The organism is Streptomyces violaceusniger Tu 4113, assembly GCF_000147815.2.
GTDB classification, from domain to species: Bacteria; Actinomycetota; Actinomycetes; order Streptomycetales; family Streptomycetaceae; genus Streptomyces; species Streptomyces violaceusniger_A.
Genome location: NC_015957.1, coordinates 2,694,645 through 2,708,351, shown reverse-complemented (window position 1 = coordinate 2,708,351; position 13,707 = coordinate 2,694,645). Strand labels below are relative to the sequence as shown.

At 69.8% G+C, this 13,707-nt stretch carries 12 protein-coding genes and 1 pseudogene; 12 read left to right on the top strand and 1 reads right to left on the bottom strand.

Going from position 1 to position 13,707, the window contains the following annotated elements:
* The 9 genes from STRVI_RS11860 to STRVI_RS11820 all read left to right on the top strand — a co-directional run bounded on the left by STRVI_RS11860 (position 1) and on the right by STRVI_RS11820 (position 8,279).
* On the top strand, positions 1 to 825 hold the full coding sequence (locus STRVI_RS11860; RefSeq protein ID WP_251982592.1) for a MinD/ParA family ATP-binding protein: 825 nt from the start codon (positions 1 to 3) through the stop codon (positions 823 to 825).
* Positions 822 to 2,165 (top strand): CpaF family protein, encoded by a 1,344-nt coding sequence (locus tag STRVI_RS11855; protein ID WP_014055884.1) that lies wholly within the window; start codon positions 822 to 824, stop codon positions 2,163 to 2,165. Before STRVI_RS11860 ends, STRVI_RS11855 begins: the two co-directional genes overlap by 4 nt.
* Positions 2,166 to 2,398: 233 nt before the next feature.
* Positions 2,399 to 3,073 carry a type II secretion system F family protein gene (locus tag STRVI_RS11850; protein ID WP_251982591.1) on the top strand — a complete coding sequence of 225 codons (675 nt, stop codon included), beginning with the start codon at positions 2,399 to 2,401 and terminating at the stop codon, positions 3,071 to 3,073.
* The gene (locus STRVI_RS11845) at positions 3,070 to 3,969 is read left to right on the top strand and encodes a type II secretion system F family protein (protein ID WP_014055882.1); all 900 of its coding nucleotides are present in this window, start codon (positions 3,070 to 3,072) and stop codon (positions 3,967 to 3,969) included. Before STRVI_RS11850 ends, STRVI_RS11845 begins: the two co-directional genes overlap by 4 nt.
* 58 nt (positions 3,970 to 4,027) lie before the next feature.
* Positions 4,028 to 4,228: a hypothetical protein gene (locus tag STRVI_RS11840; protein ID WP_014055881.1), complete on the top strand. Its 201-nt coding sequence runs from the start codon at positions 4,028 to 4,030 to the stop codon at positions 4,226 to 4,228.
* Between the two features lie 4 nt (positions 4,229 to 4,232).
* Positions 4,233 to 4,649: a TadE family protein gene (locus STRVI_RS11835; RefSeq protein WP_014055880.1), complete on the top strand. Its 417-nt coding sequence runs from the start codon at positions 4,233 to 4,235 to the stop codon at positions 4,647 to 4,649.
* Positions 4,646 to 5,080 carry a TadE/TadG family type IV pilus assembly protein gene (locus STRVI_RS11830; protein ID WP_014055879.1) on the top strand — a complete coding sequence of 145 codons (435 nt, stop codon included), beginning with the start codon at positions 4,646 to 4,648 and terminating at the stop codon, positions 5,078 to 5,080. Before STRVI_RS11835 ends, STRVI_RS11830 begins: the two co-directional genes overlap by 4 nt.
* Before the next feature lie 35 nt (positions 5,081 to 5,115).
* A complete protein-coding gene (locus STRVI_RS11825) occupies positions 5,116 to 5,520 on the top strand; it encodes a pilus assembly protein TadG-related protein (RefSeq protein ID WP_251982590.1) in 405 nt (134 codons plus the stop codon).
* Between the two features lie 35 nt (positions 5,521 to 5,555).
* Entirely contained in the window at positions 5,556 to 8,279 is a 2,724-nt protein-coding gene (locus STRVI_RS11820) for a BTAD domain-containing putative transcriptional regulator (protein WP_014055877.1), read from the top strand.
* A 776-nt stretch (positions 8,280 to 9,055) separates the two neighbouring features.
* Here the strand turns inward: STRVI_RS11820 and STRVI_RS52585 are convergent.
* On the bottom strand, positions 9,056 to 9,229 hold the full coding sequence (locus tag STRVI_RS52585; protein WP_167543181.1) for a hypothetical protein: 174 nt from the start codon (positions 9,227 to 9,229) through the stop codon (positions 9,056 to 9,058).
* Between STRVI_RS52585 and STRVI_RS11815 the strand changes: the two are divergent.
* The 3 genes and pseudogenes from STRVI_RS11815 to STRVI_RS11805 form a co-directional block, all read left to right on the top strand.
* Positions 9,228 to 10,247 (top strand): annotated as a pseudogene (locus STRVI_RS11815) (AAA family ATPase); the annotation flags it as partial. The gene STRVI_RS52585 and the pseudogene STRVI_RS11815 sit on opposite strands and share 2 nt — an antisense overlap.
* A gap of 72 nt (positions 10,248 to 10,319) precedes the next feature.
* Positions 10,320 to 12,128, top strand: coding sequence for a VWA domain-containing protein (locus STRVI_RS11810; protein ID WP_014055875.1), 1,809 nt, complete (start codon positions 10,320 to 10,322; stop codon positions 12,126 to 12,128).
* Positions 12,129 to 12,846: 718 nt separating this feature from the next.
* Complete coding sequence (locus STRVI_RS11805; RefSeq protein ID WP_014055874.1) at positions 12,847 to 13,566, top strand: DUF317 domain-containing protein; 720 nt, start codon at positions 12,847 to 12,849, stop codon at positions 13,564 to 13,566.
* Positions 13,567 to 13,707 lie beyond the last annotated feature (141 nt).

The following is a 13,707-nucleotide window of genomic DNA, read 5'->3' as shown; positions in this document are numbered from 1 at the left end:
GTGGGGTCGGTCAAGGGCGCGCCGGGGGTGACGACGACCGTTCTGGCGCTGGCGGCTGTGTGGCCGAACCGGGCTGATCACGGGGTGCGGCCGGTGGTGGTCGAGGCTGACGTTTCGGGCGGGGATCTCGCGGTCCGGTTCGGGTGTCCGCACACGCCGGGGCTGTTGGACGTGGCCACCTCCGCCCGCCAGGAGCAGCCGGGTTCGCTCCTGGCCGCGGCTACGGACCTGCCGTTCGGGATCCGTGTGGTGGCTTCACCGGCGGGTGGCGGGGCATGTGGGGAGGCGGTGCGATTGGTGGCCGGCCCGGGACAGCGTGTGCTGCGAGGAGATGAGAGCGACCGGGGAACAGTTCTGCTGGATATGGGCCGCATCGGCGACGACGCCTCGGGCGTGATGGAGGCGGCTGAGGCGGTGGTGTTGGTGTCCCGGGGAGGGGCGGATGCGTTGGCGCATGCATACGCCCACTTTTCGGAAGCCGGGCCGCGCGTGGAGCAATATGTGCTGGCTGTGGTGGGTCCGTGCCCGTACGCGGCAGGGGAGATCACCGCGACGCTCGGTGTGGGCCGCGTGGTCTTCCTGCCCTGGGACCCCAAGGCGGCTGACGTTCTGGCCGGCCGCGCTCGTTCGGCGCTGCGGGCCAAGGGGTGGAGGGCATCGCCGTTGATGGCGGCTGCGGGGGCTGCCGCACGGCAGCTGAGCGGCACCGACGAGGTGGTGACGAAGGGGCTGAGTGGTGATCTCGCGGGGCTGGGCGCCGTGCCACCCCCCGGCGGGCACCTCCGTCGAGCGGCGGGCCTGGCGCCGAAGGAGTCCGCATCATGAACAACACACTGGTCCAGCAGAGCCGCGGCGAGGAGCACGAGCCGGCCGCAGAGGTACGCCAGCGCGTAGTAGCCCGCCTGGCCCACTACGCCGATGAGCGAGAAGCCGCGGGGCTGCCGCCGGAGACCGAGACCCAGCGCCGCGCGACGGTGGGGCGCTTGGTAGACGAGGAGCTCGCGTCACTGGCCCGCGTCGCCCTCGCCCGGGGCAGTGGTGCAATGGGCCGCGCGGCGGAGCAACGTATCGCGCAGGCTGTGATGGATGCGCTGTTCGGCAGCGGCACGCTGGAGCGGCTGCTGGCAGATGAGACGATCGAGAACATCTGTGTCAACGGGTGCGATGCGGTGTGGATCCGCCGTGCGGACGGCACCTGGCAGTCAACTTCCCCGGTGGCCGCTTCGGACACCGAACTGATCGAACTGGTACGCACCCTGGCCGCGAGCGTGGACGGCGAGGAACGCCGCTTCGACCGCGGCGTACCCCGGCTGAATCTCCAGCTCCCCGACGGGTCTCGACTGTTCGCGGTGATGGCCGTGACCGGCCGCGTTTCGTTGTCAGTACGCCGCCATCGGTTCCCTGCCGCGTCCATGGACGACCTGGTGCGCCTCGGAGCATGTGATGAGGCCATGGCCGGTTTCCTCTCAGCGCTTGTGCGGGCTCGGAAGAACATCATCATCGGCGGTGGCACCAACGTCGGGAAGACCACCGTGCTGAGGGCCTTCGCCTCGCAGATCCCGCCGACCGAGCGGCTGATCACCATCGAGGACACTTTCGAGCTCGGCCTCAACACCGATACGGCCGCTCATCCCAACGTTGTGGCCATGCAGGCCCGGGAACCCAACATTGAGGGCCAAGGCGCCATCGACCAGGCGGAACTGGTGCGGTGGGGACTGCGGATGTCACCGGACCGTGTGATCGTCGGCGAGATCCGCGGCAGCGAGGTCATCCCGATGTGCAACGCCATGAGCCAGGGCAACGACGGCTCGCTGTCCACCATCCACGCCTCGACCTCCCGAGGGGTGTTCACCAAGCTCGCCGCGTACGCCGCCCAGGCTCCCGAGAGGCTGTCGCTGGAGGCCACCAACCTGTTGGTGGCCTCCGCCGTCCACTTCGTCGTGCATCTGGGATGGGACACGACGGGGAAACGCGTGATCGATTCCGTACGCGAGGTCGTCGACGCCGACGGTGCGCAGCTGGTCTCGAACGAGATCTACCGGCCCGGACCCGACGGCCGCGCGGTCCGGGCGACACCTTTGCGGGCTGAGACGCTCCAGGACCTGATCGATGCCGGACTGGACACTGAAGCGGCGGGCTTCACCTGGTGGGGAGCCGAACAATGACTCCAACGAGGCTGGGCGACACCGCAGGTGCCATCGCCGCCGTTCTCGGCGTCGCCTTCGGTACCGGTCTCCTCCTGATCATCTGTGGTGTGCTTCGTCGGCCTGCCTCCGAAGGATCGGGGGCAGGGTGGGGGCGGCGTTTGGCCCGTCAACTTCCCGCGGGGTGGAACCAGCGCCGCCTTACCGCCGCCGTGGTGGCGGGGGTGATGGCTGGAGCCCTGACGAGATGGCCCGTGGCAGCGGTACTGACCACCGCGGCGCTTCTGACCCTCCCCGGTCTGCTCGGCCCCGATCGGGCAGCGGTTGCGCGGACGGAGCGGCTGGAAGCACTCGCGCTGTGGACGGAGATGCTGCGCGACACCCTCTCCGCGGCGGCAGGGCTGGAGCAGGCTGTCCTGGCCACAGCCGACATCGCGCCCACCGCTCTGCGGCGAGAGCTGAGCGCCTTGGTCGTATCGGTCCGCTCCGGCCAGCCGTTGCCCGCTGCCTTGCGGACCTTCGCTGACGACGCGGACGACCCGCTCGCCGATGTCGTGGTCGCCGCCCTGGTGATGGCCGCCGAACGGCAGGCCAGCCAGCTCGCCGCCCTGCTGGGCGAGCTGGCCGACTCGGTGCGCGAACAGGTGGCCATGCGCCAGCGCATCGACGCGGGCCGCGCCAGCATCCGCACCGGAGTCCGCGTCACGGTTACCGTCACCCTCGGCATGGCTGTTGGCTTGACCGTCTTCAACCGTCCCTATCTGGACCCCTTCAACACCCTGACGGGCCAGCTGGTCCTGGCCGTCGTCGGTGCCCTGTTCGCGGCCTCCTTCACCTGGCTATCCGCCATCGGCCGTGTACACGAACCCGTTCGCCTCGTCGGCCACCACCCCGCCGAAGCCACGAACGACACGGGGAGGACGCGGTGATTACCGTCGTGCTGGGGAGTGTGTTCGGCGCCGGACTGGTCGCACTCGCATACGGCCTGCGCCCACCGCGGCCCGCGCTTGCGGACGTGATGGCCGCTCTCGACGCGACGTCCCCGAAGCGGGCCGATGCGGTCGCGCCGGACGGGGAAACGGAGTGGGCAACACGCCTCGGTCGTAGGGCCGTACCGCTGGTGCGGGCGCTCGGTTTCCCCACCGCTTCTCTACGCGCCGATCTTGCCACCTGCGGGCGGGATGTGGACAAGCACCTGGCGGGCAAGGCGACCTGCACTGCCACCGGTCTGGCCACACCGTGGATCGCGGTCGCCCTGGCCCGCGTCGGCACCGGTGCCGACGCGGGCTGGTGGATGCCGCTGGCCGGATCACTCGTGTTCGCGGGAGTGCTGTTCTTCCTCCCGGACATCACGGTGCGCAAGGCGGCAGCCGAACGCCGACGCCAGATGCGGCACACGCTCACCCTGATCCTGGACCTGACCGTGATCTCCCTGGCCGGCGGAGCCGGCGTGCAGCAGGCCCTGACCGACGCCGTCCAGGCACCCCACGGCTGGGCCGCATCCAAACTGCGTCATGCCTTGCGTGTCGCCCAGCTCACCCGGACCAGCCCCTGGCAGCACCTGGGCGACCTCGGACAACACCTACAGGTCAGTGATCTGACGGAACTCGCCGCCACGCTCAGTCTGGCCGGCACCGAGGGCGCCAAGGTCCGTGCTTCCCTCGCTGCAAAAGCGCGCGCCATGCGACGACGCCGACTCTCAGAAGCCGACGGGGCGGCCCAGGCGGCCACCGAGCAGATGTCCCTGCCCGTCGTGCTTCTCTTCGCCGCGTTTCTGCTCCTCATCGGCTATCCCGCCCTCGTGCACGTCCTCGCGGTGAGCTGACGAGCATGCCCTCAATCACCCCGCTGTACGCCTTCGGACGTTTTGGAGAACGCTCTTGATGCTCCACCCACGCCTGCAAGCAATTGCCGCCACACTGCGCAACCACACCGCCCTGGTTCGCCGCCATGCCCGCGGTGACGCGGGCTACACCACCGAAACCATCGTGGTCACCGCGCTGCTGACCGTCCTCGCCCTCACCGTGGTCGGCATCATCGTCGCCAAGGTCCTCGCCAAGGCCCACTCCATCGACCTGGGATAAGCCGGTGAACCATCTGTTGCGCGTACCGCGCGGATTCCGGGGCGACCGCGGCGCCGTGACCACCCAGCTGGTGGTCGTCGTTCCGGCGCTGCTGATGCTCGCGTTGCTGATCGTCCAGTTCGCGCTGGCCTGGCACGCCAGGCACATCGCCCAGTACGCGGCCGAACGCGCCCTGGCCGCCGCACGGGTACAGCACGGCAGCGCGGCAGACGGCCACGCGCGAGGCGTCCGCAGCCTGACCCAGCTCGGCAGCCGTGTCCTCACCGCCCCATCGGTAACGGTCCGCCGTACCGCCACGCAAGCTGTGGTGCGTGTGCAGGGGAGGGTGATGCCGGTTCTGCCGGGCTTGCATCTGACGGCCAGCGGCACGGCCTCGGGTGCGGTCGAGCGCATCACCACCCCCGCAGGAGGGCACGCGTGAACGAGGGAACGAGCGCTGCCCCGTCCTCGGCGGATCGCGGTTCGGCTGCCGTGGAACTCGTCCTGGTCACCCCGCTGCTCCTGCTCGTTCTTATGACGGTCGTCGCTTTGGGGCGTCTGGCCGACGCCCGACTCGTCGTGGCGGACACCGCTCACCAGGCCGCCCGGGCAGCCTCCCTCGCCCGCACCGAAGCCGCCGCCCGCACCGGCGCCCGGCGCACCGCTCAGGCCGCGCTCCATCACGCGGGGGCTGGATGCTCGCACCCCACGGTCGCGCTCATCACCAGCGGACTCCAGCCCGGTGGCTCCGTCACCGCGAAAGTCACCTGTACCGTCGCACTTCACCACCTCACCCACACCGGCATGCCGGGCCGGGTGACGGTGAGCGGCACCGCCTCCTCCCCGGTGGACGTGCACCGGAGCGCACCGTGAAACCCTCAGCGTCCTCGAGAGTTGTCCGCGAGACGGTGGCGACGAATAGAGACCGGGGTCAGGTCACCGCGTTTGTGATCGGCGTGGTGGCGGCGCTGTGGCTGTTCGCCGGGATCGTCGTTGACGGTGGGTTGGCTCTGGCCAGCAAGGCCCGCGCGCTGGACGTGGCGCAGGAGGCGGCCCGGACCGGTGCCCAGCAACTCGATGTCGGCCGACTCCGCAGCGCGGATGACATCCGGCTTTCGAATGGCAAGGCCACCCGGGCCGCCACTTCGTACGTCGCCGCCACCGGCGACACCGGCAGGGCCTCGGTTCACGGCGATGAAGTCACCGTGTGGGTCACCCACCACCAGCGCGCCCAGATCCTGCGGGTGATCGGCGTACGCACGCTGACCGTCACGGCCCGTGCCATCGTGCGTGCCGAACGCGCCAATCGGTAGCGCACTTGTGAAGCTGAAGAGGGGCGAATCCGCGTATGGCCTACCGATCCTCGTGGCGGGCGCGGCTGCGCGCCGCCGTCACGGCCACCGGCACCAGCGCCGTCATCCTCGCCCTCCTGGGCGGCATGCCGTACATCCTCTGGCAGGCGGCCGAAGTGCCTTGGCCCGACCGTATCGGCTCGTGGCGGAGCCTGGGTGACCGACTGACGCAGCCCGTCACCGATCTCGTGATGGTCGACCTGCTGGCGATGGTGGGCTGGGTGTGTTGGGCTGCGTTCGCTTACTCCATCCTGAAGGAAACCACCTGGTACGTGGTTCATCTGCCGAGGCTGCTGCGCGACCAAACGGCCCATGCGGCGCATGTGGACACCCTGCCTCTGCGACGCGCATTCGCCGCAGTGTGCGTGGGCACACTCGTACTCGCCCTGATCAGCCTCTGGCGGCCCTCCGCCGCGCATGCTCACCAACGCACCCCGGCTGAGGGCTTGCGTGCCGATGTCGCCTCGACAGCTCCTGCCCATCCGGGACCGGTGGAGGACGGACGCCCGCGGACGCGAGTAGTAGGCAACGCCCAGCCCCGCTGTGTGGAGTACACCGTGGTGGAAGGCGACACCCTGTGGGACATCGCTGAAACCCACCTCGGGGATCCGCTGAAGTGGCCGCGGATCTACGCCCTGAACAAGACCCGCGTCCAGGCCGACGGTACGCGACTGACCAACCCCGATGTGATCACGCCCGGCTGGCAACTCGCCATCCCCATTACCGCTTCCGCCTCACCACCACGCCCTCCCACCCAGCCCGCGCCCCCGCAAGTCAAGCCTTCCGCCCCGAGTAAGCCTGTCACCCCCACCACGGAGCCGGCGCCGGGCCTGGGCATGCAGCATGACGCCGACGGCCGAGCCGTCAGCGAGCACGCCACGAGCCACGCGCCGCCAGGACCGGCCGCGATAAGCGTCGGCACGGCGGGCGTCATCGGCATCACCACTGCGGCCGGTCTCCTTGCCGCCCTGCGCTTCTTCCGCTTCTACCAGAGCAGATCCCGTCGTCCCGGTCTCGATGCGGAGCCCCCGCCGTTGAGCCCCCTGGTCGAGCAAGCGGTTCTGGCCGCCCGCGAGGCCGCCTTGCCCCGAACCACCACTGCCGATCCAGACAGCTTGATCACGCGCCGTACCCCGCCTCAACCGGCCCAGCTTCCCTCCACGGTGACTATCGGCACCGCCGGTCACGCTGAAGTCCCACTGGACGCCCTCGCGGAAGCCGGAGGATGCGCGTGGAATGGGCCCGGTGCTGAGGCAGCCGCCCGCGCGCTGGTGGTCGGCATCCTCACCGCGGCCGAACGCCAACGTCCTGGCACACCAGGCGTTACAGGGCTCCTTGCCCACGACCTGGCCGACCGGCTCCTGCCGGGGCTCCCGCCCGACTTCAGTGCCCTGACCACGGCCGAGGACCTGGACTACGCTGTCCGCCGCGGAGAAGAGCACCTCCTCGCGCACGCCCGCCACCGGCACGATGCGCAAGAAGCCGGAGGCGAACCGCCCCTGGCGACCCCCGAGGGCAAGGACGAGAAGCCCAGCCCAGGCACCTTGGTCTTCCTCGCCGAGCCGGATGCCGCGCACACTGGCCGCCTCACCGCACTGGCCGCCCGGGCCACGCATGGCAACCTCGTCGTCCTCACCCTGGGCGATCTGCCCGGCGCTGCCTCCTGGCATGTCGCGGCAGACGGCACCGTCAGCCGGGATAAGGAGAGCGGTGATCGGAGCAGTGGCCTGCGGTTGTTCCACCTCACCCCGCAGGCCGGCCGCGACGTCCTGGACGTCCTCCTCACCGCGCACGATGAGCGACCGCGCCCGCGCATGGTCCCCGGCGCCCGAGCCCCCGCACACCTGCCGCAAGACGCGGACAGCGAGGATGCCGAGCAGGAGCCGGAAGACGATCCACCGGCTGTCCGGTCGGAGCCCGTAGGGCCCGTAAAACCACGAGAGCCAGGACCGGCCAAGCCAGTCCGCCTGAACGTTCTGGGACCGGTGACGCTCTACGCTCACCCGAACCCCGAGCCCGTCGGGCTGGGGCTGCGCGATGAAGTACGAGAATTCCTCGCCCTCCTCGCTGCCCATCCCGCCGGGCTGATCGCCGACGACATCGCGCGTCACCTCCGCCTCAGCGAGGATTCCGACCAGTCTGCGAAGGAACTCAAGAACCTTCGCCGGGCCGTAAGACGCGCGCTCCGCTCAGCCACCGGGCACAGCAAAGCGGAATTCATCCAGCTTCATGGAGAATTGCATAAACTCCATCTTGGCTTGATCGAAACCGACCTCGCTGCCTTCACCCAAACCCTCCAGCGCGCCGCGACCGCCACCGACGAAGCCGGGCGCCTGTCCGCCCTACGGCGCGCGGCGGACCTGTATCACGGCCCCTTTGCCCACGGCGGCGACTACCCCTGGTGTGACAGCATTCGCGAATCACTGGCGAGCAAGGCCGCCGACGCTGTCGCCCACATCGCCCACCACGCCGAGCACACCGGCACCCGTCAGGACGCCGATTCCGCACTCGCCCTGCTGGAGAAGGCCATCAGCCTCAGCCCCACAAATGAACTGCTCTACCAGCACGCCATCCGTCTGCACCAAGCCGCCGGACGCCACGACACCGCCCGCCACACCTTCACCCTCCTCACACGCCACCTCAACGAACTCGGCCTCGAACCAGACCCCGCCACTCGCTCCCTGCTCACAGCACGCAGCCGCTCCGTCCACTCGGCATAGTCCAACTCTTCCCTGGATGCCCCGCGAATCCCGAGGCATCCATGCAGCAGCGGATGGACCAGCAAAGTGCCTGCATGGCTCGCTGGCGTTTCCCCCGTCGTTTCCGTAGTCGTTCCGGGGGCCGCTTCCGGGGCCGCCCTTGGATGCGACGCCCCCGCACACCGCATCACCGCAGTACAGGCCGTATACGAGCCGGGCGCCGGCGAGGGCGACTGTATATCGGTGCAGAAACACATCCCGATCTACCTGAACCCGGCGGCCCCGGCCACCGCAACTCACCCCGCAACGGCTGCCCGCTCACCTGTCCGCAAGGCGTGCACCGTCCTCAGCCACCTTCCATTCCTTAACCCCATAAGCTCCTCGCCGGCCGGCACGTTGCAGTCGGCCGACGCCTCGAGGTGAGGCGCGGCCACCCAGGCGTAGCCGAGGGTGGCCGCGCCGGGTGGCCGCGCCGGGTGGCCGCGCCGGGTGGCCGCGCCGGGTGGCCGCGCCGGGTGGCCTGGGGAAGCGTCGTCCACCCCGCCGTGCACGACGCAAAGCGTCGTGCACCCGCGAATTGCCATGAATTCCCGTCGTGAATTCGCGAGAATTCCAGTAATTCCCAGCCCGGATTGATATCGAAGAGGGCCGCGCGTCGAGCTATATTGGTCGTGTTCCCGGGAATTCCGGGAAAGAAATCCAGGCCAACAGGGTCCGCCTGAATACGGATTGCAGGTGGAGTATGCCCGAAAGGCTCCGGGGCTGCGAAAAGGAATGACCGCGATGACCAGTGCCGCTCAGTTGTCTCCGACGCCCAACTCGGCCACCCCGAACCCTCCGGCAGGTCCGTCGGCCTCCATGGCCCCGGTGAACGGGAAGGCCCGTCCGGGCGAGTTGCGGGCCCGTATCGCGAAGGCCCTGGTCGGAGGCGCGCCGGGGGCGCAGTTCAGTGTCACGGAGCTGGTCAACATGCTGGGGCATTCCGGCGGTGCGATCGGTAACGCGTGTGAAACCCTCGTACGCCGAGGGGAGGCGGTGCGAGTCGGTTTCAACCCCCGTATGTACCGGGCAACAGCGACCACCGCCGCAGCCGCCGCACACGCCACGGCACCCGGGCCACCCGGCCCGGCCCATACGCCACCGGCCCCGCCATCCACGGCTCGGCCGACGCCCGCCGTTGGCCCGCCGGGTGGGCGGCCCGGGCCGGTGACCCGCCCGAACGGGCAGCAGTATCACCCCCGGGCGCTGGCCAACCTCCCCGATGTCGAGGCGCTGCGGCGGCTGCGCGAGGCGGGTGTGCCGGTGTTGCTCTACGGTCCGCCGGGGACGGGCAAGACCTCGCTGATCGAGGCCGCCTTTCCGGACCTGATCACGGTTGCCGGGGACGGTGACACAACAGTCGGTGACCTGATCGGGGAGTACACCCAGGATCAGCACGGTGGTTATGAGTTCATCTACGGGCCGTTGGTGACGGCCATGCAGGAGGGGCGGGCCCTGCTGCTGGACGATGCGACCCTGATCTCCCCGAAGGTGCTGGCAGCGCTGTATCCGGCGATGGACGGGCGGCGCCAGATCCAGGGCAAGGCGCACAAGGGCGAGACGATCACCGCCGCCGAGGGCTTCTACGTCATCGCGGGCCACAACCCCGGGGTCCACGGAGCGGTGCTGACCGAGGCCCTCGCCAGCCGGTTCTCGGTACAGATCCAGGTGGGGTCGGACTACGACCTGGCGACCGCCTTGAAGATCAACAGGACGGCGGTACGGATCGCGAGGAACCTCGCCACCTGCCAACAGGCCGGTGAGGTCGGCTGGGCGCCACAGCTACGCGAGTTGATCGCGTTTCAGAAGATCGCCGATGTCCTCGGCGCCGAGGCGGCCTTCGCCAATCTGGTCGGCATCGCCCCGCTCGAAGACCGCGACACCGTCGCCGAAATCGTGACCAAAGCCCTGGGTAAGCCCGTGACCGCCCTGTCCCTGGGCCGCCAACTCTGACCCGCGTCTCCGGCCCACAGGCCACCACCCCACGCGCCCCCGACGCCCGCAGAAAGGGACCGATCCGTCATGCCCGCGCAGACCACAGCCCACGTACAGCACCAGCCGCCCGCACTGTCTGAGGCCGAATGGGCTCAAGCCCGGTGGGAGGACGATGGTGGCCCGCCGTTCGAACCCAGCCCGGCCGCGCAGGCCGGGCAATGGATCCGGATCGCCGCAGCCCTGACCGGACGGCTCCCCGAACTCGCGGACCGCAAGGACGTGATCGTCACTTGCCAGCACGGCACCCGCTCCGGCGCCCCGGGCGCCTTCTACCCCACCACGGCCGAGCTGGAGATCGATGCCGCCCTCTTCGCCCCGCTGCCACCGGCCACCATCAACCCCGACCGACGCGGTGATGAGGAACGCTACCCGGCCGCCTGGGGAGTCCTGGTCCACGAGGCCGCGCACGCCGCGCACAGCATCTGGACCACCCCGCCCAACCTGCGCGGGACCGCGCTGGACAGGGCGGCACAGCTGTTGGAGGAGTCCCGCGCCGAACGCGCTCATCTCACCCGCCGCCCCGCCGACCGCACGTTCCTGCGATCGGCCACCAACACCCTCATCCTCGCCGATATCACCGCGCAGACTCCCAGCAACCGCTGGCAGGCTGCCCAGGCCGCCGGTCTGATCCTTGCCCGCAGGGATGCCGGAATCCTCGACCCGGACGAAACCGAACCCCTCGAACAGGCCGTCACCAGCATCCTCGGTCCCGACCTGCTGGACACCCTCACCCAGATCTGGACGGCGGCCCACGCCACCGCCGACGACGACGCGCCCGGCATGCTGGATCACGCGCATGCCTGGTGCCAAGCCCTCGGCACACCAGCCACCGCACCCGAACCCACCGGCGGCGGACCACTGGGTGAACTCGCCGAGGCCATCGGGAAGGTGACGGTACGGGTGCAGGCGAACGAGGCCACGCAGGCCGCCGCACAGGCACGGGTCGCCGCCGCCCGAACCGCCCGGGCCGAGGCGAAAGCCGCCCAGGCCACCCACGAACGGCAAGCGGCCAAAACGGCGGAACGGGTCTTCTCGCCCGGAGCACGACCGTTCACACCCGGCAAACCCCGCAAGGGCAACACCCCATCCCCGGTGACCGGCACCCGGCTGCCGACCGCAACCGAGAAGGCCGCCGCCGGACAGCTCGCCAAGGCTCTGCGGGCCGCCGCCTACCGCGAACGCACCACCACCCACACCGCCTCGGCCGCCCCACCCGGTCGCCTCAACATGCGCCAAGCACTCGCCCGGGAAGCCCAGAAGGCGGCCGGAGCCACCCCCACGGCCACACCCTGGACCCGGACCCTGCGCCGCCCCAACCCCACACCGCCACTGCGCGTGGGGATCGCGGTCGACGTGTCCGGATCCATGAACGCCGCAGCAGACCCGATCGCCTCGGCCGCCTGGATCCTGGCCAAAGCCACCGCACTGACCGACCCCGACTCACGCACCGCGACCGTGGCCTACGACCGGGCCCTGACCGCCATCACCGCACCCGGCCGTGCCCCCGCCAAGGTCACCCGCTTCGAGGCCAGGGGGCTCGGACACCGCCTCGCCGAGGCTATCGACGCCCTCTGTGCCGGGCTCGCCCTCACCCAGCCCGGAACGGGCCGCCTGCTGGTCATCGCCTCCGACGGCTACTACCACCCCGACGAAGCCGCCCGCGCCGCCCAACGCATCACCACCCTGAAGGACGCCGGATGCGCGGTGCTATGGCTCGCCTTCGCCCCCGATCCGTGCCCGCTGCCGGGCGCCACGCCGCTGGAACTGACCCACCCGGCCCAGGCCATCACCGCGATCGCCAAAGCCGCGACCACCGCCCTCACCACCACCCGATAACCACCCCACCGCACCACCCGCACCGGACCCCACACGCCCCCACACGCCCCCCGGCCCACCCGGGCCGGGGCGCCGCCCCCACCCGGAACCCCGCGCCCGTTGCCTGACCGGTCGAACCCGGCACCCGCCGGACGCCGCACACCCGACGACACTATGCGTCACCCAGCCATGGAATACCCCTCCGATACTGTCGTGAATTCGCGATAATTCCAGCAATTCGCAGCCGCCATCAATGTCGACCGATTCCCAATATCGAGCTACATTGGTCGCATTCCCGGCAATGACCGGAATCGGAAATCTGCAGAGAATTAACTCGAAGAAGCCGCTACGGGCGACATGTGCCCATGAGGCTGGGCGGTGGGAGGTACGGCCGAATACGGATTCAGAGGCCGTATCAAAAGAAGCCGCAAGCTAAGTGCCACCTGACGTGCCCAGCAGCCCTGGCAGAGGTCCCAGCCGAAGGCCTGCTGCTCCGCCCCGACGACCGGATGACAACACGCCGCCCCCGATTTCCCTATTCCATTCACAAGGAGCGACAGCTCATGTCACATCACCATCACGCCACATGCCGCAACGCATTCACAAGCCGACTCCACCAGCGATCGGCACAGAACAGTGCCATTCCGGTGACCGGAGCGGCGGGACCCCGAATACCTCACAGCCCGAAACGACGCCGACAGCACAGATCCCCCACCCGATACCCCGCCAGGAGTTCATCATGCACAACCGGAATCGCCCCAGCACACCGCGCTATCTGATCTCGCCCCGTTACCTCGCAGGGCCCGACCCCGCCGCCGTGACCACAGCTGACGACGTGCTCCTGGCAGCCGGATGGAAGGCCACCCGCGAGCCGTGCCACACCGACTACCGCGACCCCAGCGGCCAGCGCCACGCGCGCCATCTCCACAGCCGGGCCGAGCACCCCGGGAAGCCTTTGATGGCCTGGGAGTTCACGGCCAGTCCCTGCCCCACCACACGTGTGACCTGGACAGCGTGGTTCTCCCACGACACCCCACCCGAAATCACCGCCGCATTCGCCGCCGCCGTGGCCGACGACACCCCCGGGCCCACCCCCGAAGACGGTCCGCGCTACCTCCTGTTGTCGCAATCCCCGCACAAGGCCACCGAGGCACTCGCCACAGCCGGATGGATCCGCGACATCGGCCACCAAGACGACTCCTGGTACTCCCCCAACGAGCAGGCCGTCGTCATCACCGCCACCGTCCCCACCACCACCGGGAAGAGCGGAGCGAACTGGCTGTGCGCCGCCCGCCGCGCCGCCGACGCCATGGTGCTGTGGGTCGCCCTAGCCTCCCCGGCCACCCCAACCCACCTGATGGCCGCCCTATGCCGCGCCCTCACCGACCCGACACCAGTCCCGCGCCACACCCTCCCCGATCCCGAGGTCGGCGCACTGACCATCACCCCGTGCCCCTGAACACCACCCTGCTCAAACCCTGTTCCCCATACGCACGAGGAGCCATCGGTGCCCAGACCACCACCAAAAGGCCTGCGCCAGGGAACGCACCCGCATCCGCCCAACCTGACCGCCATCCGCCCGAGCCGCCTTCCGGCAACT

Coding starts and splice junctions, on each gene's coding strand:
- STRVI_RS11855 (WP_014055884.1), top strand. CDS start 822: ATGAACAACACACTGGTCCAGCAGAGCCGCGGCGAGGAGCACGAGCCG.
- STRVI_RS11840 (WP_014055881.1), top strand. CDS start 4,028: ATGCTCCACCCACGCCTGCAAGCAATTGCCGCCACACTGCGCAACCAC.
- STRVI_RS11820 (WP_014055877.1), top strand. CDS start 5,556: ATGGCCTACCGATCCTCGTGGCGGGCGCGGCTGCGCGCCGCCGTCACG.
- STRVI_RS52585 (WP_167543181.1), bottom strand. CDS start 9,229: ATGTTGACCAGCTCCGTGACACTGAACTGCGCCCCCGGCGCGCCTCCG.
- STRVI_RS11810 (WP_014055875.1), top strand. CDS start 10,320: ATGCCCGCGCAGACCACAGCCCACGTACAGCACCAGCCGCCCGCACTG.
- STRVI_RS11805 (WP_014055874.1), top strand. CDS start 12,847: ATGCACAACCGGAATCGCCCCAGCACACCGCGCTATCTGATCTCGCCC.